Origin of the sequence: Fluviispira multicolorata (assembly GCF_009208585.1) — a bacterium.
Classification (GTDB): Bacteria; Bdellovibrionota_B; Oligoflexia; order Silvanigrellales; family Silvanigrellaceae; genus Silvanigrella; species Silvanigrella multicolorata.
The window spans coordinates 681233-707829 of the sequence record NZ_WFLN01000004.1 but is presented as its reverse complement, the minus strand read 5'-3'; the positions used below and the strand labels follow the sequence as shown (position 1 = coordinate 707829).

Genomic DNA, 26597 nt, shown 5'->3' with positions numbered 1-26597 from the left:
CATGAAAATGCATCTTCCAGAAGGTTTTAAACTTCCTGCTATGCCGCAAATTGCTAGGGAATGTCTTGTTTATTTATATAATCCTAATGCGGACACAGGGGTTCTTTCCAAATCTTTATCACGAGATATTGGAATTTCTGCAAGTATTTTAAAACTTGCGAATTCTTCTCAGTTCTTATTAGGGAAGGGTGCCCCCACCAGTGATTTAAATGCTGCAATTTTGCGAATTGGCCATGATAATTTAAGACAACTTATGATTTTGCATGCTCTTGAAGCTACATTTGTTTTTAAAGATTCAATGTTTTTTGATTTTAAAAGCTTTTCCAAACATTGTTCCTTTGTCAGCTTGCTTTGCACTGATTTTGCAAAAAAAATAGCTCCAGATTCTATTGCAGATATTCAAATGGCTGGACTTATGCATGATGTTGGTCTCGCCATTATGGGAAGTTTATTTCACGAGAATTTGTCATTAATGGTTAAATATTGTTTTGAAAATAAAGTTGATTTTGCGATTGCTGAAGAAAAGCTTGGACTTGAGCCTCATTGCAAATTAGGGGCACGCGCATTAGATACTTGGGAAATTCCTGCACGAGTCAAACTTATTATTAGTTTGCATGATTCACGTAAGCCCGACGACAGAAAAGAAGTTGAAGTCAATACCATAAAATTGCTTGATATCCTTATTTTATCAGACATTTTAGCTCACAGCTATGGTTTTGGTTTTAAAGAATACAAAAGAGACACAAGAATTGAACTTTCCATGCTAAAGAGAATGGGTATATCAGCCGAAGATGTGAAGGAAATTGTCAAATCTGCTTTAGAAACTGAAGCTGCCTTGAGTTCTACTTAACACAAAAGGATATTGTGCTATGGGTGTTGATTCGTTTACTCCAGAAGAAAGAGAACAAATATATGCAATGGCAGAGAATATGACAGGAAACTGTCAACAAGGTTCATATCGTAGAGATATTATTATTTCAAATATCTTGCGAAGGGTTCAAGTAAAGAAAGCCGAGAATTTACAAGCATATTTACAATCAGCAATAGCCAATGATGAAGAATTTGCACAATTATTAAGTGCATTTACAATTCATACAACAGAATGGTTTCGAGAATTGCCTCACTATAAAAAATTCGAGGCATTTTTAGCTGAAAAGTTTAAAGGAATTAAAAAATTTAGAATGCAATCTGGTGGATGCTCAACAGGTGAAGAAGTTTATTCATTTAGCATTGTACTGGAATCTTTTAGAACTATGCATCCAGGTTTTGATTATGAGTTTCAAGCATTTGATATCGATCCTGTTTCTGTAAACTTAGCAAAAAAAGCTATTTATCCAATGAAAGACTTCAATAAAATACCAGCAAATTATCAAGCTTTAGTTAAGAAAATGGTCAATGAAGATAGTTTTGCCCCAGAAGCAAATATCAAAGCAAAAACACGTTTTTTTACTGATAATTTAATAAAGTTGCAAAGTCTTCCTCCATCATTTGAAGCAATTGTTTGTAGAAATGTTCTTATTTATTTTACACCTGATAAAGTTAAAGAAATAATTGCTAAACTTGTAGAAAGACTTGTTAAAGGTGGAGTTCTAATTATTGGGCACAGTGACAGTGTAGATGCAAAAGCTTTTAATTTAAAACCTCTTGGAAACTCAATGTTTGAAAAATTATAATGATTTTAACCATCATTGTTTTTCCATTCTTGTTTCGTTATCAAGCGAGCGCCTCTCCCAAAAGTGATATATGACCAAATCCACTGAAAAAATACAAAAACTTTATTTCTAAATCCAACTAAATATAAAATATGGATGAATAACCAAGCGAACCAAGCTATTTTTCCGTGAGCTTTAAAACCAGAATATTCTGAAATGGCTCTTCCTCGTCCAATTGTGGCCATTTGTCCTTTATCAAAGTATGAAAACGGCATCATACTTTTACCTTCGCAGTTTCTTATAATATTTTTTGCGGTATGAATACCCTGTTGAATAGCGACAGGAGCAAGACCTGGTAGGGGGCGCTTTTCTTTGTCAAAAGCACATGCTTGATCTCCTAAAACAAAGACATTCTTATACTCTGCCAAATGTAAATATTCATTGACAACGACTTTCCCAGCTCTATCAAGTTCGCTGCTAAGCAGTTTTCCAGTTGCAGAAGGTTGCACGCCAGCAGCCCAAATAACTGTTTTTGAAGAAATAAAATCGTCCCCAATGCGCACTCCTGATTCATTGATTTCGTTGACGCGGGTGTTTGTTTTGACTGTGACTCCTATTTTTATAAGATCATTTTTGGCATGTTCAGAAAGTTCGGGAGAAAAGCCTGCAAGAATTCTATCGCCAGCTTCAATTAAAATAATACTTGTGCTTTTTAAATCTATATTTTTAAACTCTTTATTTAAGGTAAAATGTGCCATTTCGGAGAGAGAACCTGCGAGTTCGACGCCAGTTGGGCCTCCACCAACAATAACGAAGGTAAGATACTCTCTGATTTTTTTAGGATTATTCTCTCTTTCTGCAAGTTCAAATGCGGTTAAAACACGCCTCCTGATTTCGGTAGCTTGCTCGATACTTTTTAAACCGGGAGCAAACTCTTCCCAATTATTTTTCCCAAAATAGCTGTGGGTTGCACCACATGCAAGAATAAGATAATCAAATTTATAATTTTTAAACTCTGTTTTCACTGTTTGATCTTGTAAATTGATTTCTGTTACGTTACCAATAGCAACATTTATATTGTTATATTTTGATAAGATTGATCTTATTGGCGAGGCGATTTCGGCTGGACTTAAACCAGCCATTGCAACTTGGTATAATAATGGTTGAAATAAATGATAATTTTTTTTATCAAGTATTGTAACCTGTATCTCTTTTTTATTTCCAAGTTTTTTTGCGGCGTTTATTCCTGCAAATCCTGCTCCAACAATTACTACATGTGTAGATGTCATTTTATTATTCATAAGAACCTCGTTCACATTATTAAAAACCAATAAAATAATATCTCCAAACTGTCTCAAGTTGCAATTGTTTCTATTTTATATTAGCCCAAACAAAGCGCAAACAGCAGGCAACTGATGGAGGACACTGTGGCTCATAAATTATCTGGTGCGATTATTGAGGTGATATGTGGTTGTATGTTTAGTGGAAAAACGGAAGAGCTGATTAGAGTCTTGAAAAGAGCGACTATTGCAAAACAAAGAGTTTTTGTTTTTAAGCATTCTTCAGATATTCGATACTCTGACGAGAGTATATGCAGTCATAATGGTGTTAAAATTTCTTCAATCTTAATCCAAAATACATCTGAAATGTTTAATTATAATTTAGACAATGTAGACGTAGTTGGAATTGATGAAGCCCAATTTTTTTCAGCTGAAATATTAATCGATGTGGAAAAACTCTTGCAAAGAGGTATTCGTGTCGTGATCGCAGGTCTTGATATGGATTTTAGAAAAAGACCTTTTGGGAAAATGCCTGAATTATTATCAATGGCAAATAAGGTAACAAAACTTTCAGCAATTTGTTCAAATTGTGGGGAAGAAGCACATTATACACAAAGACTAATCCCCTCAGAAGAAACGGTTTTTGTTGGAGCTATTGAAAGTTATGAACCACGCTGTCGAAAACACCATAGTTATCATTGATAATATTAATCTAATTTTTTTTCTCCGTTAAAAGAAATATTGTCTAGATATTTCTTCTATGTCTTTTAAATCTGCTTGCACTTCCCAATTTTTTGTTTCTTTATTTAATAGTTCTTGCATTTGTTGAGGTATGGGTATTTTTTTGCGAATAATAGGTTCAATAATATCGTCAAATTTACATGGATCGGCTGTTGAAACAACAATCCAAGAGTCATCAGATTTATATTCTTTTGCAAAGAATGCTGTTGCAGTATGTGGACATATAATTTTATCATATTTATTATAAATATTTATTATTGTTTGCTCTATTTGATCATCGCTGACAGAGATAGCTGAAATATTTTTTAAGAAGTTTTCTTTTTCTGGAAATAATTTAGTAAGCCTTTCAAAATTACTTGGATTTCCCACATCCATGGCATTAGCAAGGGTTGTAAGGCTTGTGCGAGGGGAGAATATACCGGAGTCTAGATAATCACTAATCACTCTATTTGCATTGGTAGATAAGCTAATTTCTCGAATTGGAAAGCCCATCTCTTTAGCCCAAAAAGCTGCAGTTGCATTGCCTAGATTTCCTGTTGGAACAATAAATCCGACTGGTTTGTTATTTTTAAAATAATACTGGAAACTAGTATAGGCATAATAAGTCATTTGCGGGAGAAGACGGCCAATATTTATGCTATTTGCGCTGCTTATATTCATAGTATGTTGCCACCAATTTTCTTGAAAAGCTTGTTTTACAAGGCGTTGGCAATCATCAAAAGTTCCATGCACAGCAAGGGGAAGAATGTTTTTACCCCAACAAGTTATTTGTTTTTCTTGTTTTTTTGATATCTTTCCTTTTGGAAAGAGGACAATCACTTGAGTATTTTCTTTTTTGTAAAAAGCACTCGCAACGGCAGAGCCTGTGTCACCCGAAGTGGCAACCATTATAGTTGATTTTTTATTTGTGGATATATGATTTACACATTCAGCTAAAAATTTTGCGCCAAAATCCTTAAAAGAAAGTGTTGGACCTTTACACAGATCGAGCATTTCAACATTATGGTTTATTTTTACAGTTGGTACAGGAAAGCAAAATGCATTTTTACATATTTCTTTTAACTTAAAGTTTAATTTATCTTCTTTAAAATATTGCTTCAAAAGCATTTCAGAAAACTCAATATAACTCATTTCAATGTTATAATCTGCTAAATCAATTTTTGGAAACGACTCTGGAATAAATAGTCCTCCATCGCTTGCCAATCCTTGTTGAATTGCTTCTGTTAATGTATATCGCTTATTACTATTTCGAGTGCTTATATATTGCATGATTTTAACCTTTAGTAAGATTCAATGACATATGCTTTTTTTGATTGCATTTTTGCTATCCAATATTCCGATTTAATTTCCAACTTTAAAAATTCTTTTTGCATATTTTCAGCAATTTGTTTTGCATCAATTTGTGTATCAGCCAAAGCAAAAAGGGTTGGTCCAGATCCAGAAAAAGATGACATAATGGCTCCAGAGTTTAATGCCGCATTTTTCACTTCATAAAATCCAGGAACAAGATGAGCGCGTTGAGGTTCAATAAGAAAATCTTGGGATGATTTTTTTAATAAATCATAGTTACCTTGATAAAGTGCGGCAATAAATGAGGAAGTATTTGCAGATTGTTTAACATAATCTTTTAATGGGAGTTCATTTTTTAAAACTCCTCGCGCATGTTTTGTCTCTATTTTTAAATGTGGATGTATAAGAATGCAATTTAAATTAGGTACAGGCAATTCTACAATATGAATTGGATCGCTTGATTGAATGAGAGTCATTCCCCCAAAAAGACAGGGGACAATATTATCAGCATGCTTTTGTCCACACGCAGCTTCTTCGCCAAAAAGTGCATAAAAGGATAATTCTTGTAAAGAAAGTGGATTTAAAAGGAATTCATTGCATGCAACAAGCGCTGCGACAGCAGATGCGGCTGATCCCCCCATTCCAGAGCCTAAAGCAATGCCTTTACGAATTGAAATAGAAAATCCTGTTTGAATATTTAAATCTTCACAAAGTTTTTTTATAACCACAGAAGCTGTATTTTTTTCGGGATTGAGAGGGATTATTTCAGGACTATCAATATTTTCAATAATTATTTTATTATCTAAACGACGTTTTAACGTAACTGTGTCTCCAACGCCATCAAATGAAAATCCTAAAATATCAAATCCAACGGCAACGTTCGCACATGTTGCAGGAGCAAAAGCTGTGACAGATTTTAAATCTTTTTTTAACATTTTAAATTCCTAAATTTATGCTAAAGATGATGCTAAGCGTAAGAGATCTGCAAAAATACCCGATGCTGTTACTTCAGCTCCTGCACCAGGGCCTTGGATAACTAAAGGCTGTTTGTGATATCTACGTGTATAGAATATGAGCATATTATCAGTACCCTCTAAACGACTAAAAGGGTGTTTTTGAGAATAATGACCCAAATTAATTTTAACTTCTCCAGATTGTGAAATAGAACCTACGTAACAGATTTTTTCATTTTGCGCGTTTGCTTTTTCAACAAATATTGACATCTGTTCATCAAATTCAGGAAGTCTTTCGAGGAACTCATTTACACTACAGTTTTGTAATTCTTTAGGAATTAAATTATGAACATTAATATTTTCAAGTGAAATATCAAAGCCCACTTCACGTGCAAGACATATTAATTTTCTTGCAACATCTTGACCCGATAAGTCTGCCCTAGGGTCTGGTTCTGTAAAACCTTGACTTTTTGCATCATAAACAACTTCAGAAAATCTTTTTCCTTTAGCTAATTCATTAAATATATAACTTAAAGTTCCAGAAACAATACCTTCTATATTATAAATTTCGTCACCAGTTTTTATAATATCTTGCAAAGTATTAATGACAGGTAAGCCAGCACAGACAGTAGCTTCATAATAGTAATGACATTTTTTTTGCTTTATTAAAGATTTTAATTCTTTATAATACGCAATATCTCCACCATTAGCATGCTTATTTGGTGTAATTATATGTAAACCTTTAGTTATAAAATTAATATATTTTTGGGCAATATTAAAATCTGCTGTACAATCAATAATGACTCCATGTGTGGAATCATCATTTGCAATATGCGAAGAAAATCTCTCGATATCAATTTCTAGCATGCTGTTTTTTAAATTTTCATGACAATGAGTGATGTCCATAGATTTTTCACTTAAACACATTTTCTTACTGTTCATAATTCCGCGGACTGAAAAATCTATTTGGTATTTATTTTTAAGTTCACTCGCCGCAGATTTTAGTTGTTCAAAAAATGCGCTTCCAACTGAACCCAATCCAATCAAACCAATTGCGATTGTTTTATGGGATAAATAAAAGCTTGAATGAACTGAATTTAAAGCTTTGTTTAGATCTTTTTTATTAATGACGACCGATATATTTCTTTCAGATGAGCCTTGTGCAATTGCAATGATATTTATGTTTGCCTTTGAAAGAGTTGAACATAATTTCCCAGCTACACCGACAGAACCAATCATTTCGTCACCAATGATAGCTAAAATAGAGCATTCATTTTCGACAGAAATATTTTCAATATGACCTTTTTCAATTTCTAATTGTAAAGTTTCAGATAGAGTTTTTAAAGTTAATTCGGAATATTCTTTAGAAACTGCAAAACAAATAGAGTATTCAGAGCTTGCTTGAGAAATAAGTATAACAGATATATTTTTTTGTTGAATTGCATCAAAAATACGTGCCGATATTCCTGATACTCCGATCATGCCTGCTCCTTCAATGTTTATAAGAGCAACATCATCTATTCCGGTCACACCTTTAATCTGATTTTCAGTTTTTTGAGGATTATCTGATATTTTTGTCCCCTTGAGAAGAGGCTTAAAACTATTTTTAATAAAAATAGGAATACCTTCTTCTTGTGCAGGAGATATTGTGCGTGGATGTATGACTTTTGCACCAAAATAGGCAAGTTCTAGAGCTTCTTTATAAGAAAGAGATTCAATTGGAAAGGCGTCTCTTACTTTGGTGGGATTTGCACTTAGAATTCCATCGACATCTTTCCAAATATACAATTCTTTTGCTTTAAAAAGTTTAGCAAAAATGGCTGCTGAAAAATCGCTTCCATTTCTTCCAAGAGTAGTTCTTTTTTCTTCTTCATTTGCGGCAATAAATCCTGTAACAACTAATTTATCGAATTCATTTTCATTGAGGAAATTATATAAATTTTTAGAACTTTTTTCCCAATTGATGGAAATAATATTGTTTTGAAAATGTGTGCTTAATACTTTTGAAGCATCTAAATAGCGCGTCTTATAAAATTGCGCTAAATAATGCGACAATATTTGTGCAGACCATTGTTCGCCAAAACCTAATACAAAATCTTCTATTTCTTTAGAATATGAAGTTAGATGCATGACAGAAAGTAAAATATTCTGGATAGCTTCAAAATCATTTTTAATTATTTTTTCTAATTCTAATGTACATATATTAAAATGAAGTGATTTAATAATATTGAAATGAGCATATTCTAAATTTTTTAGAATTTCTAAAAAATTTTTTCCGTTTGCAGCGTTATTTAGTATAAGTTGTAAAGTTGAGGTTGCATCTTTTATTGCAGAAACAACTATTACTTCCTTTTCTTCATTAAGCAGCTTTTTTATAGAAAAGAAGCGATCTGCATTTGCTAAGCTTGAACCACCAAATTTGTGAATAATAATATTATTTCTTAAAAAATTTTCCATTATGTTACGCCTTTTATTTTTAATATATATTATTTTCTGAAATAATATAATAAAATTTTAAAATGATTAGATATTTAATTGTAATTTTTAATTAGATAAACGTGAGTGGCGTTGGCATGCTATTGGTAGCCGTAATATTCATAATTGGAAAATAGAAAAGAGAAGAAAAAGAGGCTCGTGCTTTAAAGAATATCGGCTCAGAAGACTTCATGACAAACACCTTTCAAAGAGATCATATATAATGAAAATAATATTTTAATTTCATTATAAGAGGAGTCCCCTTCTAAATGATAAAGAAGAGAGAGTAACTTTTATAATTTATTTTAAATAGAAATTCAAGTTATTGTTATCAAAATTGTTATTATTAAAATTTCGTTGCTTATATTTTACGAAAGTGAAAATGGTAAAGAGACAAATTTTGTTAATAGGTTTTCCCGTTGATTCTCTATTTTCAATAAATGACATAGGTTTCCAAATAGGCTAGCTTATGAGAGGCATTTAAACTAAAGGTTGCAATCTTCTTTTAGAGTGTTTTAAGAATGATCTTGGAGTTTTCCGGTTAGGTTGACTCCTTTCGTTAGATAGAAAGGGAATAAAATGATTATTGAACCAAAAGTACGAGGATTTATTTGTACCACAGCGCATCCAATTGGGTGTGCTCAGCATGTGCAAAATCAAATTAACTATGTAAAAAATAATCCTAAAATAGTGGGCGCTAAAAAAGTTCTCGTTATTGGAGCCTCCACAGGTTATGGGCTTTCAAGTCGTATAGCCACGGCTTATGGCAATGGAGCTGCAACGATTGGTGTATTTTTTGAAAAGCCCGCTGAGGGAGCTCGTACGGCAACTGCTGGGTGGTATAATACAGCTGCTTTTGAAAATGCCGCACATAAAGATGGTCTCTATGCAAAAAGTATCAATGGAGACGCTTTTTCTGATGAAATTAAGCAAAAAACAATAGAACTTATAAAGCAAGACTTAGAGAAAGTAGACCTTGTTGTTTATAGCTTAGCTTCGCCACGTAGAACCCATCCAAAGACAGGCGAAAATTTTGCATCTGTGCTGAGACCAATTGGCAAAACATACTCCGAAAAATCAATTAACCCTATGACAGGTGAAATCAAAGAAGTGAGCATTGAACCTGCTGCTGATGGAGATATTGAAAACACAATTCGGGTTATGGGAGGTGAAGATTGGGAAATGTGGATGGATGCATTGCAAAATGCAGGTGTACTTTCTGAAAATGCTATCACTGTTGCCTATTCATATATTGGACCTATATTAACTTATCCAATTTATCGTGAAGGAACTATTGGAAAAGCCAAAGAACATCTTGAAAAAACAGCTGCAATAATTACTGATAAATTGCAAAAAATAGGTGGTAGAGCTTTTGTTTCTGTGAATAAGGCAGTTGTGACACAATCAAGCTCTGCCATTCCTGTTGTTCCTCTTTATATTTCGCTCTTGTTTCGCATAATGAAAGAAAAGAAATTGCATGAAGACTGCATCGAACAAGCATATAGACTTTTTAGCGAAAATTTATATGCAAATCATGAAATTAAAACTGATAAAAAAGGTCTTATTCGTATTGACGATTGGGAAATGCGTGAGGATGTACAAAGTGAAGTCTCAAAGCTTTGGGAAAAGGTAAACTCAGAAAATATAACCGACTATTCTGATCTGGCTGGCTATCGAAATGATTTTTATAAACTTTTTGGTTTTGCTCTTCCAGATGTTGATTATAAAGCAGAAGTTGAAATTAAAATTGATATTCCCTCAATTAAATAAAACCTCATTTAAAATTAAAAGTTGATTTATTTTCATCTAATTCAGCTTTTAATTTTATCTATTTGTCATTATTTTGTCATGCCGAGATTATTTGTAACTATTATATAATTATAATTATTTTTGAATAATCGGTATAGTATGAGAAAAATATGAAATTATTTCAAATAAAAAATGATAATAAAAATATTAAATTCCAAATTATTTCTCGCTATGTGTCTGCTTTACTCATAATTGCTTGTATGGCTCTTGTTTCTAATAATATTTTAGATAGAATGATTGTTAAACAAGAGATTTTTTCCGAAATAATAAATATATCGGGACGACAAAGAATGCTTAGCCAAAGAATTTCTTTGCTTTGCTATTATGTATATAATAAGAAAGATCTTAAAAGTAATTTAATAGAGAAAGAAATTGTAAATTTAGCTACACGCATGAAAGAAGCTAATATTTATTTAGCACAAAAAGAAATTGAACTCGGTATTAAAAAATCAAATGAAATTAATTTATATGAAAGAATAAATAATTATACAAATAAGGCTATTGAATGTGCGCTTACAAAAAATTGCTCGAAATTTATAAATGAGTTTGATTATAATTATATAAATAATTTATTAAAAAATTTGAATGAAAATGTAGAGAGATTCTCTGATAAAAGTAAATCTGATATTCAACTTATTTTAAAAATTTCGCGAGCAATTTTATTATTAACTCTTTTAACGCTAATCACTGAAGTATTCTTTATTTTTAGACCTATGGTTAAAAAAATTATATTTCAAATAAATGAATTGGAACAAAAGAATAGAGTTATATTTGAAACTAATAAGAGACTTGAAATAGAAATGAATGCAGTGTGTCTTGCTATAGGAAATCTGTTACCTAAAATTGATGTTATTCGTGGTTTTGATAGTAATTTAGATCTTGCCTACTATTATCAAAGTGCTGCTAGCGTAGGGGGAGATCTTTGGGGGATCTATAAATTAGGCAATAAAAAAATGATTTTAATTGGAGATGTCACTGGGCATGGTGCAGGAAGTGCTGTCATTGCTTCAGCTGTTTCAGGATTTATCGAATCAGTTTCATTCTCTCAGATAAGCGATATGGAAGATTTAAGGAAAGTTTACGTTGATTTAAGTAATTTCATAAATAAAATTGGTGATAATAACTTTTATATGACTATGGCCTTAATAATATTTGATGAAGAAATGAAGCGTTTTAGTTTTATAAATGCAGCACATAATTTTCCTTTTTTAGTAGATTATACGACTTCTGAAGACTGTATTGTGAAAAGGCTTGTTTTAGGAGGTTATCGTTTAGGTAATCGAATTGAGTATAAGGATATAGAAGATATTAAAATAAATACGTATGATTTTAATGATAAAACAATTTTGATATTATTTACAGATGGGTTAATCGAAAATACGAATGATAAAGAAATAGTATATGGTGAAATTAGAATTAGAAAATTAGTAAAGAAGAAGAACTATATAGACTTTGAAAGTTCTTGTTTGATGAGAGATATTATAGAAGATGCATATTCTTTTTATAATGGAAAATTAATTGTCGATGATGTTACTTTGGTTGTAATTAAAAAAAATGGAGTTAAAAGTAATATATAGTTCTATTTTTAGCATTAATGAGTTTAAACATTTTAATGAAATTTTGTGAAAAAATATGGCGAAAATGTATGATAAATTAATTATTCCTCCCCTGACTGAAAATATAGTAAGTTGCTTATCTTCTATTTATAAAAATGAATATATTATTGACAATATGGTTGAAAAAATTGGAAAAGATATTGGACTTTTTAATAAAATATTGATATTGGCAAATTCGCAACATTATTCTCAGGGTAAGCAGACAAATGATTTAAAGCAAGCGATAGTTCGAATCGGTATTATTAATTTAACACTCGTTTTGACTTCTGAATATTATAATAAATATAATAATATTGAAGAAATTTATTTTTTCAATTTAAAACAATTTAACTTGCATTCTAGCTGTGTTTCTCGTTTTGCCTTTGAACTTTGTAAAATACTTAATATATCTACCATGAATGACATAACATTAGCCGCTGCATTTCATGATATTGGGATATTAGCTCGTGCTATAATGCATAAAGATATTATGAAAAATATTATTGAAAAATGTAAAACGGATAAAGTGCATTTTCACAAAGCTGAGATGGATCTTAATATTACATCCCATGAAATTATAGGGGCAGATATTTTGAGTGAGTGGGGAATGAATCAAAATATTATATTATTAGTTAAAAATCATCATACGAAAGAAAATGTAAGATCTTCTGAAACCTATTATTTAAATAAAGAGTTATGTATTCTTGAACTAGCAGATATTCTTGCTCATCGCATTTCATTCTCTTTTAAAGGTTATACTAGGGATGTTAGAGTTAATATGATGCTTATAGATAGACTTGGTATCTCTAAAGAAAAGGTAATCGAATTGATAAAGTTTGTTTCACACTCTATGAATGAGTATGGTTTTTAATTTAATTGACTAAATTCTTTATTAAACTCCTCTGTTTCTCTTTCAGAAGGAAAAATTTCGTACACTTTATGCTGTTTCTCGATGAATTCTATTTCATCGATGTTTTGAATTTGAAAATATTCTAGCCCCCACATTTTGCACCAATATTTTAAATTATAAGTGTGTGTGTTTTGACAAAAGGCCCCAGCTTGGCCTGCTAAAACACGGCCGAAGATCTTTCCGCCACTGTTATTAATTACAATTAAATTTGTATTTAAATCATTTTTATATTGTAAAACCCAAGGAGCGCTTAAGTCATATAAGGCGGTGAGGTCGCCGATAATTGCAAAATTGTTCGAGCGCTTTTCTGAAAAGCCATAGAATGTTGATATTTGCCCATCAATTCCATTTAATCCTCTTGAAGCTTCAATATAAAAATTCTTTTGATTAAGTTGTGCAGTAAGGTCCCAATGCCGAATAGAAAGGCTATTTCCCAAATAAATGCGAGAGTGTTTTGGGATAATATTCGATAATTTATGCATTACTGCTTGTTCAGAATTAGGATATTTATATATAATCTTTTTGAGATTTTGAAATGAAATATCATCTAAGTCTAAAAAATATTTGCATTCTTTAGACATATTTTTTTTTGTTATAATTTCTGGAAATGAATCATATGTCTTTTCAGCTAAAGAGACAAACTGAAAATGCTTTGCACGTGAATGTCCAGAAAAAATATTGTCTGATAAAGAAATAACTTCAATGTCAGTATATATTTCTTCAATATCACGCCAAATTCTGTGAGTGGGTGTGCCGCCTATTTTTATTACACATTCTATTTGATAATCAGCTTTATTTATATTTTTCCAAATTTTATCTGCACAAGAAATTTGTAAATGTGATAATTTCTTTTCGTTGCGTAAGTTTGAAATACTTTCAATATAAATAGGAACATTAAGTTTACAAAGAAAATCTATAATTATTTCTTTAAACTTGCGGTCAAATTGCGAAAGTATAACAAGAAAATTTTTATTTTCAAGTATTTTATTTTGAATTAGTTTAATAAAATCAGCAGAAAAAAAAGGAGATCCCTTTGTTTTATCTATGCTATTAATTGGGAGTTCTAAACTTTTAATTTCCCCTGCTTGAAGTGGAGTGGCAAAACACGCATTGATATGAAGAGGGCTCTTTTTAGAGCAAGCTGTTAAATTAAATGATTGAGTGATTTCAATATCAAAACAATCTGAAACATATTTTCCAAAAATATTATTTTGCTCAGCACTTTGAGGAGCGCCAGTGCCTCTAAATGCTTTAGGTCTGTCTGCAGTTAAAAGAACAAGTGGAAGGCCAGAATAATAAGCTTCCATAGTCGGAGCAAGAAGCTCTCCAACCGCAGTTCCTGAAGTAGTTATTACGCATACCGGTTTTTTAAGTGATTTTATTCGACCAATAGCATAAAAAGCGGCACAGCGTTCTTCAAAATGATTAAAAACAAAATTATTGTTCCCCTTCATATGAAGTAATATTTCAACAAGTGGAATATTACGTGCCCCAGCGCAAATATAAAATTCAACAACCTCCCAATCTAATAATTGTTGAATGATATCGGCAGCAAATTCTCTATTTGATCTCATTTTCTATCCTTGAGCGATAATTGGCACACAGACCCAGATTTTTTATTATATTTTTCGTATATAATTGTCCACATTGATAATGCAAAAGGGATATTCAATTATAAAATTGATTATCCCTTTTGTTTAATAATTTAATGATTTAAGGATCATTTCTGTTTAAAATTTTAATAGCTGTAGGGAAAATAGCTTCGCTTGTGACTCCAAGGAAGTCAGGCCTTGAGCTGCTGTTATTGCCCCAGCAATATATGTCATCATTGTCATGTAGAGTGCATGTTACGTTATCGGCAGCGGCAATATCGATAGCTTTCCCACTAGGAAGTCCAACAACTGCAAGGGGAATATTAGATGGAACGATTGAGCTTGAGCCATTGCCCAATTGTCCAAGAGAATTGTCACCCCAGCAATACACTGAAGAGCCATTATTTGTAATTGCACAAGTGTGTGACTGACCAGCGACAATAGCTTCTGCATTTGAAAGTCCACTAACCGCATTGGGTGCTTTATTATATGTTGCTGAAACTGGTGTCGTACCAAGTTGTAGTTTATTGTTCTTACCGAAGCATTTAATATTTTCACTTGTATCAATGAAACAGAAGTGCGCTTGCTCACCGCTCGAAATATTTTTAACATTCGAAGTAATTAACACAGGATTTGGATTGCTACTGGTAGTAATATCTTGACCCCAGCAATAAAGATTACCACTTACGGCAACAGCGCATGCAGTGAAGTCAGATGTTGCAATTGATTTAATAGGTTCTGGTAATGAAATAGGCACTGCTGTAAGACTAAAAGAAGGTGTAACAGTAAAATCTGTTCCTAATTGACCGTAGTTATTTTGTCCCCAGCAAGACACACTTTGTGTACTTGAAAATAGCACACAAACATGTAAGTCGCCAGTGACCATCATTTTAATGCGTTGTCCGTTTAAATTCGACACAACTTGTGGTGTTTGAGCAGGTGTGCTTAAATTTAAACCATTACCCAAAATCCCTTTATTTTGCGATCCCCAGCATTTCATCCCTGATGTTAAGAATGCGCATGTCTGTAAATAACCCGCAGAGACTGCAACAGCTGTATCTTGTAATATATCAACCGTGACTGGAGTTGCTTGATTTGTGGTGCCTGAGGCTGCACTCCCAAGTTGAAAGGATGTATTGAATCCCCAACAATTAATTTTACCGGAGCTCATAACCACGCAAGTGCTCACGTCTCCCATACTGATCAGTCCATTTTCTGAACCATTTGAAGTGTACGAAGGCACCTTACCTGCACTTTGTGAAGCCGTAGCTAGCTCATCTAAAGATGAAAAACTGCTTAAGGAAACCACAGCTCCATCACTGCCTCCGCCGCCGCTTTTAGAGCATGAGTACAGAACTTCAAAAATAATGCCCAATGCAATGATTTTTAATAAAATTAATTTCATGATGACTCTCCAGTCTTTAAAATCTTATTGATCATTTCTATTAAGAATTTTTATAGCTGTGTTAGAAAAACTTGGAGGATTTTTTACTCCTAAGAAATCTCCATAAGACCCTGGAGTTGTTGGTGCATTATTATTACCCCAGCAAAATACATCATCATTGTCGTGTAGAGTGCAAGTCACTCTATCTCCAGCAGCAATATCGATCACTTTATTAGCTGGAAGACCAACAACTTTCAGAGGGATATTTGATTGTGATGGCACGCTATTGCTACTTCCAAGTTGCCCAAGAGAATTATCTCCCCAGCAATAAACGGAAGCGTTGTTATCTGAAATTGCGCAGGAGTGAAAAGCACCCGCAACAATTGCGGTGACATTAACTAAGTTTGGTACTTTAACAGGTGTTTTTACAAAGGTAGTATTTATGGTAGAAGAACCAAGTTGCATTTTATCATTAATACCAAAACAATTTACAAAATCATTTGCACTAATATAGCAAAAATGATCTTTTTCACCGCTCGAAATATTTTTTACTCCTGAGTCAATAAGAACTGGGTTTGGATTTGTGCTTTGAGTTATGTTTGAGCCCCAGCAGTATAAATTTCCAGATATTGTAATTGCACAAACAGAATCGTCAGAAGTTGCAATTAATTTTACGCTTTCAGGCAATGCAATATTCACACCAGCGATAACTGGAGGATCTGAAGAGTTTGTATAATTTTGAGCTAATTGTCCTTTATTATTTGCTCCCCAGCACATGACCTGTTGTGTTCCAGAAAATAAAACACAGACGTGTTCATCTCCTGTGACCATCATTTTTATTTGATTCCCGTTTAAATTCACGACGTCTTGTGGAGTGTTTGCATAAGTATTAGTATTTATTTTATTACCTAGTTTTCCGTTATTTTGTGACCCCCAGCATTTCATTCCTCCAGCAATTAAATAGGCACAAGTATGGTTTAATGCTGCAGAAACTGCAACAGCATTGTCATTTAAAATATTTGTATACACGGGTGTCTGTTGATTCGCTGTTACAGCTTGGGTGTTACCTAACTGAAAGGAACCATTAAATCCCCAACATTTAATTTTACCTGACGTCATAACAACACAAGTGCTTAAGTCGCCCATACTGATGAGACCATTTTCAGAGCCAGATGTTGAATAACTAGGAGTTTTACCAGAGTTCTTTGCTAAATTGCTCAAATCATCTAGAGAATAGAAATTTGCTAAACTCAATTGAGAATCAGCTGCATCTCCTCCTCCTCCTTTTGAGCACATAATCACGACTGGAATGAGTGATAATAAAACTATAAATAAAGTCTTGTTTTGCATACTAACTTTCCTCTTGCTGAAGTAATTGCAATAATCTAATCGACAATTATTTTATAAAAGTTAATATAACATTAAGAAATTATATATAATATTGAAATTATTTGTATTTTTATTAACTAACTTGTCTGTCAATAGGGTCATAGGGTGTCAAATTCATAAGTATTAAAAAAATGAAATACTTTCCGATCTTAAAAAAGCAAAATGTCGAGGATTTTGTATGAGAAAAGTGATTATATTAATGGATGATTCACCAGAAATGCATCTTATTACAAAGAAAGCATTAGAAACTTTAGATATTGACTTCATTTCATGTCATAATGAAAAAGAATTGCTTGCAGCAATAATTCAAAACACCCGTGAATTAGCCTTAGTTTTACTTGATATTTATATGCCGGATAAAAATGGGTTTTTAGTTATACAAAATATAAAAGATCGTTTTGCACGTAGAAAATTTAAAATTGTATTTTTTACCTCAATTAAAGAAAAGAAATACATATTGCAGGGGATGAGTTTAAAGGCGGATGGATTTATTATTAAGCCATTTGAAGTTGAAGATTTTCGAGCAAAAATTTTAAAATTAATTGAATAATTATTTATTCAAATTGAATTCCTTTTTCAATTCTAGGTTCAGAACCATCAAAATGAATAATTTTATTTTCTGACTCAATTACAGTTGCAATATTTACAGGTCTATTCCAAACTTTTTGAATATTTTTTAGTGTTTCAACTGCCCAATCAATCTTTAAATCTTTGCCTTGATGTCTATGCCTTAAAAGAAGTTCACCTCTGTTTCTGAAATTTCCATCAATTACATCAATTAATGGATGGCCAAAGTTAGTCATTGTATCGAGAAGTTCACGTTTAATTGTTTTAAAATCTCGATCATGAATTATGGCCTGCCCAGATCTTCTGTCTTGAACCCAGGTAAATAGTTTTGCTTCTTCGCAAAAATCTTCATCTAAAAATTCGTCGATAAATGTTATATCATTATGAAATTTTCTAACTTCAAATATTTTTTCCATACCTTTATTTGCGCTCTTATTCCAATTTTTTCTAACCAGAGGATCGTCGCAAAGTGTGTATTCTAAACCATATTGTCCTCGATCCCATCTTTTTTCAATGTGACGCATCAATTCAACCCCAAGTTTATAGGGGTTTAATCTTTGTCCAGACATTTGTACAACACCGGCATAATGGTCACAATAATCAATGACTTCTGAATCTTTTAAAACAAGTTGAGTGAGGATTTTTGAGTGCCAATAAACGGCCCAACCTTCATTCATAATTTTAGTTTGTCCTTGTGGGGCAAAATAATAGGCTTCTTCTCTTACAATAGCAAGAACATCTCTTTGCCAAGAACTGAGTGGCGCATAGTCCAAAAGAAACTTTAAAACATCTCGTACTGGGCTCTCAGGAAATTTTTTTTCTTTTTCTTTTTCTAAAATAACTTTTGCTTGTTGCTCTTTTAAATAGCTTTCTGGATTGATATATCCTTCCATATATCCACGCAATGAAGGTAATTTTGGTACGGGTAATTTATCAGGAGAAATTAAACTCTCATCATAATTATCTTTATCTTTTGGTTTATATTCACGGCGAATATGAGGGCCATGTTGATCAATTAAATTTTCAAGGGAAAGGCAAATATCAATAAAACTTTCAACCTCATCATGACCTATTTCCTCAATATAACGTCTCACTCGACTACCATGGTTGGCCATTTCATCAAGAGTTTTTCTGTTAGTATGAGAAAAACAGTAATTATTTTTAAAAAAATCACAATGACCATAGACATGTGCAATAACAGTCTTTTGATCTACTAAAGAATTACTTCTTAATAAATATGCATAGCAGGGGTCGTTATTAATAACCATTTCATAAATTAATGACAAACCATATTCGTAGCTCTTGGCAATTCGTTCGTATTCCATGCCAAAACGCCAATGAGGATAGCGCGTGGGGAAACCGCCATAGGCTGCAATTTCACTCATCTGTTGATAATCCACCATTTCAAAAATGGTTGGAAAGAAATCTAGCCCTAAATTTTTTGCGTGACTCTCGATTTCCATAACAATATCTTTAAGTTCTGGGGTTAGATCGCTTGTGAGTCTAGGATCCATAACCATAATTATTTACCCCTTCCTAGGAAAGCTCTCAAAGCGTTCATGATCCCATCTCGATCTTTTATTTGATGGATAATGACTTTTTCATTTTGCTCGCCATAGTGTTTTTCTAGATCCTTTAAAAATTGACCACTTCCATAACGGCTTTCAACTTGTCCGTATGAAAATAAATTACTTGAAGGTAACAAGAAATTATCAAGTAATGTCATACATTCATTTGTGTCATTTCCACTCCAATTATCTCCGTCAGAGAAATGAAATAAATAAATATTCCATTCGGAAGATGGATAGCTTTCTAATATTATTTTTTCACATAATTTATAAGCACTGCTAATTAAAGTTCCGCCTGACTCTTTTGTATGATAAAATGTATGTTCGTCTACTTCTCTTGCAATAGCATCATGTATAATAAATCGAGTGTCTAAATTATCGTAGTTATGTTTTAGCCAAGCATTCAACCAAAAAGATGTTAATCTCACAATTTCTTTTTGTTCATCTCCCATCGAACCAGAAACATCCATCATGTAAATAATAACGGCGCTGGCTTCTGGTTTTTCTTCAATACGAAAACTACGGTATCTTTTATCTTCTTTAATTGGAATAATTATAGGTCTATCAGGTGTGTAATCACCAATGCTAATTTGTCTTTTTAAAGCTTCTTTATAAGTTCTTTTAAAATTTCTTAAACTTTCAGGCCCATTTCTGAGCACACCTTGATACTTGTATTTCTTCTGAGAAATATTCTTTTTGCCTTTGTCTTCTATGCGTGGAAGGCCAAGCTCTTCACCTAAAATTCCTGCCAGTTCATCAAGACTTACATCCACTTCCATACTATGTTCACCTGGTTTTTGACCAGCTTCTCCATCACCGGGTTGAGGCTGCCCTTGACTGACAGCATCGCCTGGTTCTCCTTCACCTTGTCCAACGCCACGTTGTTGATTGTTGCCAAATTCAAAACGCGGTAAATCAATGCGTGGCAATGGTATAGTAACCTGTTTATTCCCTTGTCTCCCAATAAGTTCTCCAGATGAAATAAATCTTTTTAAATTATCTTTAATTTTTCCTCTTACTATTTTACGAAAGCGATTGACATCTGTTTCCATTTTCATCTTAATGAACCTCTCCTTTAAGAAGATATATTCATGAGACTTGGACTGTTAAATGCAATAACAGCCCTTCAAGTATTTTATTAATTTAAATTTCTTTTCACATCACCACGTGCAAATATACTTGCAACAAAATGAAGAGCATCTGTTGCACAGATATCGCAGTATCCATAATTTTTAATAAGGCGATTTTTAACAACATCAATTTTTGCTTGTGTTTCTTTATCAACAACGTTGCTAACAAGACTTGTTAATTTAATTGTGTCTTTTTGATCTTCAAAGAGTTTAAGTTCAAGAGCTTTGTGCAGACGTTCATTGGTTTTATAGTCAAATATTTTTCCTTCGAGCGCCAATGCACCGATATAGTTCATAATCTCTCTTCTGAAATCATCTTTGCGACTTTCTGGGATATCAATTTTTTCCTCAATACTCCGCATCAGTCTTTCGTCAGGCTCTTCACTCATTCCCGTGTATTTATTTCTGACTCTTTCTTTTTGAGTATATGCTTTTACATTATCGATATAATTTCCACATAATTTCGCAATTGCTTCTTCATCTGCTGAAATAGCCCTTTGTACTTCATTTTTTACGATATCTTCATATTCTTGTTTAACAACTGCAAGAAGCTCTCTATATCTTTTTTTCGTTTCTTCATCTCTAATGAGACTGTGATTTTTTAGTCCACCCTCTAGTTCATTTAGTACAATAAATGGATTTATACAGCCATTTCCCCTGTCTTCAACTAGAGAGTTTGATAATTTATCTTGGATATATCGAGGAGAAATTCCATCAAGACCTTCGCGAAGAGCATCCTTTCTCAATTCTTTAATATTATCTTCAGTATATCCGGATAATGTTTTTCCATCATATAATTTCATTTTTTGCATAACTGTTAAGTTAGCTTTTTTAGGTTCTTCAAGGCGGGTTAATATTCCCCACATTGCTGCTGTTTCAATTGTATGTGGAGCAATGTGTATATGAGGAACTGTCTCTGGGTTAAAGTCTTTCCTATATATTTTTACTTCTTCTTTTAATTTTGTAATATAGGGTACATCAATTTTAACAGTTCTATCTCTGAGAGCTTCCATAAATTCATTATTTTGTAATTTTCTGTACTCAGGTTCATTTGTGTGACCAATAATAACTTCGTCAATATCAGTTTGTGCAAACTTCTTTGGTTTAATTTTATGCTCTTGTGAGGCTCCTAATAAGTCGTAGAGGAATGCTACATCAAGTTTTAACATTTCAACAAATTCAACAATTCCTCTATTTGCAATATTAAATTCTCCATCAAAGTTAAATGCACGGGGATCAGAGTCCGAGCCATATTCAGCAATTTTTCTATAATTGAGATCTCCTGTTAATTCTGTGGAGTCCTGATTTTTTTCATCTTTTGGTTGGAATGTGCCAATTCCGACCCTGTCTTTTTCAGAAAGTAAAAGGCGCTTAATACTTATATGATTTCTTGTTAATTTATCCCAATCACCATTATATTGCCGCATCAAATCATTATAGACGTAACGGCATGCAGGACATAAACTTCCTTCAATATGAATTCTTTCTTGAAAGTTTTTTCCTTTATTGAGGAGACTTAATACTTTAATTCGTGCTTCTTCAGGAATAATACGGAGAGGGTCTTCATGAATAGGACATGGCATAGTATCTTCCATTTTTAATTTATCATGGAGATTTATCCATTCATAAGTATATAAGGCACCATCAGTTTGGTTAGAATACCATTCCACGCCTTTTTTCAACATGCGTGCAATCGTTGATTTTGAACTGCCAACAGGACCATGTAATAGTAAAACTCTTTTTTCTGGACCATAACGTAACGAAGCAGCTTTAAAAAAATTAACTAATTTTGCAATATGCACATCTAAGCCAAAAACAGCATCTTTTCCATTGTTAAGTGGATCATCAAAAAATTTATAATGAATAAGTTTCTTTTTGTGTTCAACATATTCATAAGAACCAAAATGCATAATTAAATCAAATATGCGTTGAAATGCTGTACGACATAGTTTTGGATTTTTTTCTATCATTGCTAAATAATCAACATAAGTTCCTACCCAATTCAACTCATTAAAAAGCGACGGACTATAAACCTCTTTCACAAGCTCGAAAACTTTTTCAGTATGCAGTTGCATGAGACCTCCAAAGAGTGTGATGGAATTTATATATTAAGAGTATCTCAAAAAAAACGCAGTCGCAAATTAAATAGTATATGATTTTTTATTGATAAAGGGAGCTTATAAGTCCTGCTCTTGTCTCTTGTATTTTAAGTCTATTGATTTCCCCATTTGTAAGTTTTTCGCCAGTGGCTTCTGTAAATGGTTTATCAAGTATTGAAAACTTTTTTAAAGTAACGTTGCGTGGTAGGTTTTCATTTACTTTATTTACAATTGTTTGAACTTGATCTTTTATTTTCTCAGGATGCGCGCGATAATCAGCAAGGGCATTGTGATTTAAAACAATTAATGCAGAAAGATAAGGTAACTTATCACCAATGACACACACGTCCGAAATAATTTCATCTTCTTTTAAAAGTTGTTCCAATCTGACAGGAGAGACAACAGTTCCTCCTAAAGTTACAAATAGATGTTTTTTTCGCCCTGTAATTATAAATCCAAAGGGAGTCATTTGTGCAACATCACCGGTTTCTTCCCATTTTCCAGCATTTTCAAATTCCGCAAAGGAAAGTCGGTATTCCAAAGTAGAATGTGCCCCTAGGCGAAAGTTAACATGGGGTAGGGGAGTTCCAATGACTTTATAATGGGCTGCATGAAATAAGTTGCATGATAACATACCTGAAGCATGGGTCGTGCCATAGGACTCAAGTATAGGAATGCCGAGTTTTTCAAGCGTTCTTACGTAAGCTTCTTGTGCAGGCGCAAGTCCATGCACAATAAAGGATAAATCTTCAACCGCTTCTTTTAAGAAAGCATGGCCTGCTAAAAGACGAGATGCTTTTCGCAGTGAGCGCTTTAAAATATCGAAGGCTCCTTCTGGAATTTTCATAGCCTTAGATGAAGCCATTAAATTTTGTATTTTATCGATTTTTTCACTTAATTTAAACCGTGAATTATTAATCGATCTTTTTGAGACTTTATCTATAAATGAGCAAACTTGCTCCATTTCATGAGAACTTGCAAAAATATAACTTGGCCTAAGAATTCTTATATTAGTTTCCCAATCTGCGCTTGGATTTGGAAAACCAATTATCCCATTTTTAAGCATGGCGCAAAATCGACTTAAATGCGAAAACGGATTGCTAGGAGGCATTAATTCTATGCTTTTCCAAAATATTTGTTTAGGAAATTCTGCATGAATTATAAAATTTTGTGCGGTTATAATAAGAGCGTCTGGTTTTAATATTTCTGGTTTTTGAAAACCATCATGACCAAATGAAACAAAAGCAAATCTTCCTGGTGATATATTTCTCCATGGTGAGTCATCTGGAATAAGTGAAACTTTAGTTTCACTTTCTTTAGATTCATTAACTTCTTCATGCTTATTTTCATGTGATACTTTTTTGGGTAACGAAGCGTCTCGAGCGCTTTTATATTCACGGTAGAGTGTTAATAGAGCAGGCTCATTGTGCTTATCTTGTGGCATCCAAGCTGCTTGAGAAATATTCATAACAGGCACTGAAAAACCATCAAGTTGAGTAGCCAATTCATGAATGTCTGTTGCAATTGCAACGCCTTTAAAATAATTTAAGCACCATTTTAAATCATTCTTAGACATATGAGGAGGAGCACACATTACATCTAGACCTGCGAGAATTGCTCCGCAAGTTGCTACAAATGAGTTGTAAGAGTTTCTGCCAATTAATATTATACTTTGTCCATGTTGACGCTGCTCAATAGGTAGAATTTGTGTCCAATATTCAACGGCTCGTCCTAAATGAGCGCAGAAATCTTTTCCTGAAAGCTGATGCCAAGCCCCATTGCAATAAGTTCGAATTGTTACATAATTTGTACGAGCAGATTGTTTGAGAAATAAATCTAAGAAAGCTTCACTTCCTTTAAATAAATGAACAATCGTTGATAACTCTGGAGAAGCAGAAGTATTAGAATCATGAACATGCATAGAAAGCTATCCAATCTAATTCATATTAAACCGCAGCATACTTTGTTTGATGAGGCTTAAGAAGAATAATATTTTTTTTGATATCAAAGTATTTTCTTTGTGACCTTACCTGAATTGCCAAATCTACCTCAGGAAAATAACCAGTCAAGCTATTTCCATAGGTACAGCCTGTGTCAATTCCAACACAAATGGGTCGACCGGTTGGAAGTGTTTTACGAAATAAGCCTTGTTTTGCATCGTGGCCAAATACTATTAATGCAGGACCATTATGTAATTCATGCCATCTAAAGCGTTCCCTTTGGATATGATTTTCGTTATTTTCAGAATTTATATTATTTTGCGACAAAGAATTTAAGACTTCAGAACGATAGCCTGAAGGAACAACTAATAATCTTTTTTCAGATGCTTTGGAGTCCCATCTGACATAGCGTGCAGTTAAAAGCATTCTTTCTGTAGTGCCAAGCAGTCCCTTTGTAGAATCAATTCCTGCATGAACAATAATAAGTGGATATTCTTTTTCCCAATGGCTTCTTTTTAATTGAGAGACAACTGTTGTTGTATATGCGTGTGGTAATGCACAAAGTAAATCAAAAATTGCTCGTTTATGGTAACGAATGAGATGTAAAGTTTGCTTAGTGTGTTCTGCTAAAGTATGAAAACTTCTTTTTTGAGCCTGTTGAATAGTTGACCAAAGTGCCCAGTCGTGATTCCCTTTAATACATAATGCGGAATATTCTTGTATTATTTCAAATACACCGACAGGGTCAGGTCCTTTGGTAAATAGATCACCAACAAGTAACAATTGAAACTTTGGTATATGTTTTTTAGCAGTTTCAATAAGTTCGGCAAGTTCACGTGCACATCCATGAACATCACCTACTATAAAAAGAGGCAAACGTTCTGTTGATGGTGCCAAACTTTTTATAACAAGGTTATTTGAACTGTCCTGCAAAACACACTCTCCCTAATTAGAATGAAGTGAGAATTCGTTATCTCTCACTTCATTCTATAAATTGTAGGCGTATACTATAAAACTTTCAATACAGAGAGTATGTAAAAGAAAATATGACTATTTGCTACTTTTACGAACAAACTCCTTTACAATAATGCTACGCAATATTTCACTTGTTCCACCACCAATTTCTAGTAATTTAGCGTCACGCATAAGACGTTCCACAGGGAACTCTCTTATATAACCATAACCGCCAAGTACTTGTATGGCGTCGAGAGCTACCTTAGTTGCCATTTCTGAAGCAAATACTTTTGCAGCAGCTGCTTCTTGATTTGCCCGTCTGCCTTCTTCAATGACTTGAGCGGCTTCGTAAACAAATGCCCGTGCAGCTCGGTAACCAATATACATGTTTGCAATTTTTTCGCTAACAGATTGAAAGTTAATAATATTTTCATTGAATTGTTGGCGTTCCTGAGCATATTTTAAAGAATGATCAAGACATGCTCTTGCAATACCAAGGGACATGGCAGCGAGTCCGACTCTTTCAATATCAAGATTTTTCATCATGTGCTTTACAGAGGAACCTTCTGACCCTACAAGATTTTCAGCGGGTACAATGCAATCTTTAAAAATCAACTCGCCTGTCGGACTTGCACGCATACCCATTTTTGAAAGCTTTTTTCCTACTGAAAAGCCTTGAAAACCTCGTTCAATTATAAAAGTAGATAGATCATTTCTATTATCTCCAGTGCGTGCATACACAAGAAAAATATCTGCAACAGGGCCATTTGTAATAAACATTTTCGAACCATTTATTACGTAATGATCGCCTCTGCGAACAGCTCTGGTTTTCATACCAATTGCGTCAGAACCTGCACTAGGTTCGGTCATGCCCATGCCACCCACCATCTCTCCTGAAATGCAATTAGGAAGATAGCGAACCAATTGCTCTGGTGAAGCATTTTGAGCAAAATTATGCGTAAAAAGAAGCGCATGAGCTAAATAGCTCAGGCAAGTTCCAGGACAAGCATAGCTCAACTCTTCCATGACAGCGACAACTGAAACGGCTCCTAATTTTGCGCCGCCAAACTCTTCTGGGCAGGTAAGTCCTAAGATTCCTAGTTCACCCAATCGGCGAAAAATTCCTGGTGCAAGCCTCTCTTCACGGTCGAGTTCATCTGCATAGGGAGCAAGTTCTTTTGCTGCAAATGCTCTGACTGTTTGAATGACTTCTCTAATTTCTTGGGCATTACTGTGATAGTTTGTCATTAATTAGGTCCTCTATAATAA

The 26597-nt window shown here is 33.3% G+C and carries 20 protein-coding genes; 7 read left to right on the top strand and 13 right to left on the bottom strand.

Going from position 1 to position 26597, the window contains the following annotated elements; translation table 11 throughout:
- Position 1: 1 nt before the first annotated feature.
- Together GCL57_RS03050 and GCL57_RS03045 are read left to right on the top strand one after the other, a co-directional pair.
- The gene (locus GCL57_RS03050; protein WP_152211785.1) at positions 2-850 is read left to right on the top strand and encodes an HDOD domain-containing protein; all 849 of its coding nucleotides are present in this window, start codon (positions 2-4) and stop codon (positions 848-850) included.
- A 19-nt stretch (positions 851-869) separates the two neighbouring features.
- Positions 870-1673 carry a CheR family methyltransferase gene (locus GCL57_RS03045; protein WP_152211784.1) on the top strand — a complete coding sequence of 268 codons (804 nt, stop codon included), beginning with the start codon at positions 870-872 and terminating at the stop codon, positions 1671-1673.
- A 5-nt stretch (positions 1674-1678) separates the two neighbouring features.
- On the opposite strand, the gene GCL57_RS03040 is transcribed toward GCL57_RS03045, so the two are convergent.
- A complete protein-coding gene (locus GCL57_RS03040; RefSeq protein ID WP_211363211.1) occupies positions 1679-2953 on the bottom strand; it encodes an NAD(P)/FAD-dependent oxidoreductase in 1275 nt (424 codons plus the stop codon).
- Between the two features lie 126 nt (positions 2954-3079).
- Between GCL57_RS03040 and GCL57_RS03035 the strand changes: the two genes are divergently transcribed.
- On the top strand, positions 3080-3634 hold the full coding sequence (locus tag GCL57_RS03035; RefSeq protein WP_211363210.1) for a thymidine kinase: 555 nt from the start codon (positions 3080-3082) through the stop codon (positions 3632-3634).
- Between the two features lie 27 nt (positions 3635-3661).
- On the opposite strand, the gene thrC is transcribed toward GCL57_RS03035, so the two are convergent.
- The 3 genes from thrC to thrA are packed head-to-tail and all read right to left on the bottom strand — an operon-like array spanning position 3662 to position 8373.
- Positions 3662-4942 carry a threonine synthase gene (thrC, locus tag GCL57_RS03030; protein WP_152211782.1) on the bottom strand — a complete coding sequence of 427 codons (1281 nt, stop codon included), beginning with the start codon at positions 4940-4942 and terminating at the stop codon, positions 3662-3664.
- An 11-nt stretch (positions 4943-4953) separates the two neighbouring features.
- Positions 4954-5898 carry a homoserine kinase gene (locus GCL57_RS03025; protein ID WP_152211781.1) on the bottom strand — a complete coding sequence of 315 codons (945 nt, stop codon included), beginning with the start codon at positions 5896-5898 and terminating at the stop codon, positions 4954-4956.
- 15 nt (positions 5899-5913) lie between these two features.
- Entirely contained in the window at positions 5914-8373 is a 2460-nt protein-coding gene (gene thrA, locus GCL57_RS03020) for a bifunctional aspartate kinase/homoserine dehydrogenase I (protein ID WP_152211780.1), read from the bottom strand.
- A 597-nt stretch (positions 8374-8970) separates the two neighbouring features.
- Between thrA and fabV the strand changes: the two genes are divergently transcribed.
- The 3 genes from fabV (at position 8971) to GCL57_RS03005 (ending at position 12666) form a co-directional block, all read left to right on the top strand.
- Entirely contained in the window at positions 8971-10161 is a 1191-nt protein-coding gene (gene fabV / locus GCL57_RS03015; protein ID WP_152211779.1) for an enoyl-ACP reductase FabV, read from the top strand.
- 149 nt (positions 10162-10310) lie between these two features.
- On the top strand, positions 10311-11777 hold the full coding sequence (locus GCL57_RS03010) for a PP2C family protein-serine/threonine phosphatase (RefSeq protein ID WP_152211778.1): 1467 nt from the start codon (positions 10311-10313) through the stop codon (positions 11775-11777).
- Between the two features lie 64 nt (positions 11778-11841).
- Positions 11842-12666 (top strand): HDOD domain-containing protein, encoded by an 825-nt coding sequence (locus GCL57_RS03005; RefSeq protein WP_161597569.1) that lies wholly within the window; start codon positions 11842-11844, stop codon positions 12664-12666.
- Here the strand turns inward: GCL57_RS03005 and menD are convergent.
- The 3 genes from menD to GCL57_RS02990 form a co-directional block, all read right to left on the bottom strand.
- Positions 12663-14279: a 2-succinyl-5-enolpyruvyl-6-hydroxy-3-cyclohexene-1-carboxylic-acid synthase gene (menD, locus tag GCL57_RS03000; RefSeq protein WP_152211776.1), complete on the bottom strand. Its 1617-nt coding sequence runs from the start codon at positions 14277-14279 to the stop codon at positions 12663-12665. The genes GCL57_RS03005 and menD overlap by 4 nt on opposite strands.
- A 139-nt stretch (positions 14280-14418) precedes the next feature.
- Positions 14419-15702 (bottom strand): RCC1 domain-containing protein, encoded by a 1284-nt coding sequence (locus GCL57_RS02995; protein WP_152211775.1) that lies wholly within the window; start codon positions 15700-15702, stop codon positions 14419-14421.
- A 24-nt stretch (positions 15703-15726) separates the two neighbouring features.
- The gene (locus tag GCL57_RS02990) at positions 15727-17031 is read right to left on the bottom strand and encodes an RCC1 domain-containing protein (protein ID WP_152211774.1); all 1305 of its coding nucleotides are present in this window, start codon (positions 17029-17031) and stop codon (positions 15727-15729) included.
- A gap of 217 nt (positions 17032-17248) precedes the next feature.
- Here GCL57_RS02990 and GCL57_RS02985 point away from each other — a divergent pair, with 217 nt between their 5' ends.
- Positions 17249-17620: a response regulator gene (locus tag GCL57_RS02985; protein ID WP_152211773.1), complete on the top strand. Its 372-nt coding sequence runs from the start codon at positions 17249-17251 to the stop codon at positions 17618-17620.
- 4 nt (positions 17621-17624) lie between these two features.
- Here GCL57_RS02985 and GCL57_RS02980 read toward each other — a convergent pair whose 3' ends face one another.
- The 6 genes from GCL57_RS02980 to GCL57_RS02955 form a co-directional block, all read right to left on the bottom strand.
- Complete coding sequence (locus GCL57_RS02980) at positions 17625-19157, bottom strand: SpoVR family protein (RefSeq protein ID WP_211363209.1); 1533 nt, start codon at positions 19155-19157, stop codon at positions 17625-17627.
- Between the two features lie 2 nt (positions 19158-19159).
- Complete coding sequence (locus tag GCL57_RS02975; protein WP_170271513.1) at positions 19160-20269, bottom strand: DUF444 family protein; 1110 nt, start codon at positions 20267-20269, stop codon at positions 19160-19162.
- Positions 20270-20343: 74 nt separating this feature from the next.
- A complete protein-coding gene (locus tag GCL57_RS02970) occupies positions 20344-22410 on the bottom strand; it encodes a PrkA family serine protein kinase (protein ID WP_152211771.1) in 2067 nt (688 codons plus the stop codon).
- A gap of 85 nt (positions 22411-22495) precedes the next feature.
- On the bottom strand, positions 22496-24355 hold the full coding sequence (locus GCL57_RS02965) for an acyl-CoA synthetase family protein (protein WP_152211770.1): 1860 nt from the start codon (positions 24353-24355) through the stop codon (positions 22496-22498).
- 25 nt (positions 24356-24380) lie between these two features.
- Positions 24381-25307 (bottom strand): metallophosphoesterase, encoded by a 927-nt coding sequence (locus GCL57_RS02960; protein ID WP_152211769.1) that lies wholly within the window; start codon positions 25305-25307, stop codon positions 24381-24383.
- Between the two features lie 117 nt (positions 25308-25424).
- On the bottom strand, positions 25425-26576 hold the full coding sequence (locus tag GCL57_RS02955; RefSeq protein WP_152211768.1) for an acyl-CoA dehydrogenase family protein: 1152 nt from the start codon (positions 26574-26576) through the stop codon (positions 25425-25427).
- Positions 26577-26597 lie beyond the last annotated feature (21 nt).

Excerpts from the sequence above, each read along its gene's own strand:
- GCL57_RS03050 (WP_152211785.1), top strand. The coding sequence starts at position 2 with ATGAAAATGCATCTTCCAGAAGGTTTTAAACTTCCTGCTATGCCGCAA.
- GCL57_RS03045 (WP_152211784.1), top strand. The coding sequence starts at position 870 with ATGGGTGTTGATTCGTTTACTCCAGAAGAAAGAGAACAAATATATGCA.
- GCL57_RS03040 (WP_211363211.1), bottom strand. The coding sequence starts at position 2,953 with ATGAATAATAAAATGACATCTACACATGTAGTAATTGTTGGAGCAGGA.
- thrC (WP_152211782.1), bottom strand. The coding sequence starts at position 4,942 with ATGCAATATATAAGCACTCGAAATAGTAATAAGCGATATACATTAACA.
- GCL57_RS03025 (WP_152211781.1), bottom strand. The coding sequence starts at position 5,898 with ATGTTAAAAAAAGATTTAAAATCTGTCACAGCTTTTGCTCCTGCAACA.
- thrA (WP_152211780.1), bottom strand. The coding sequence starts at position 8,373 with ATGGAAAATTTTTTAAGAAATAATATTATTATTCACAAATTTGGTGGT.
- fabV (WP_152211779.1), top strand. The coding sequence starts at position 8,971 with ATGATTATTGAACCAAAAGTACGAGGATTTATTTGTACCACAGCGCAT.
- GCL57_RS03010 (WP_152211778.1), top strand. The coding sequence starts at position 10,311 with ATGAAATTATTTCAAATAAAAAATGATAATAAAAATATTAAATTCCAA.
- GCL57_RS03005 (WP_161597569.1), top strand. The coding sequence starts at position 11,842 with ATGTATGATAAATTAATTATTCCTCCCCTGACTGAAAATATAGTAAGT.
- menD (WP_152211776.1), bottom strand. The coding sequence starts at position 14,279 with ATGAGATCAAATAGAGAATTTGCTGCCGATATCATTCAACAATTATTA.
- GCL57_RS02995 (WP_152211775.1), bottom strand. The coding sequence starts at position 15,702 with ATGAAATTAATTTTATTAAAAATCATTGCATTGGGCATTATTTTTGAA.
- GCL57_RS02990 (WP_152211774.1), bottom strand. The coding sequence starts at position 17,031 with ATGCAAAACAAGACTTTATTTATAGTTTTATTATCACTCATTCCAGTC.
- GCL57_RS02985 (WP_152211773.1), top strand. The coding sequence starts at position 17,249 with ATGAGAAAAGTGATTATATTAATGGATGATTCACCAGAAATGCATCTT.
- GCL57_RS02980 (WP_211363209.1), bottom strand. The coding sequence starts at position 19,157 with ATGGTTATGGATCCTAGACTCACAAGCGATCTAACCCCAGAACTTAAA.
- GCL57_RS02970 (WP_152211771.1), bottom strand. The coding sequence starts at position 22,410 with ATGCAACTGCATACTGAAAAAGTTTTCGAGCTTGTGAAAGAGGTTTAT.
- GCL57_RS02965 (WP_152211770.1), bottom strand. The coding sequence starts at position 24,355 with ATGCATGTTCATGATTCTAATACTTCTGCTTCTCCAGAGTTATCAACG.
- GCL57_RS02955 (WP_152211768.1), bottom strand. The coding sequence starts at position 26,576 with ATGACAAACTATCACAGTAATGCCCAAGAAATTAGAGAAGTCATTCAA.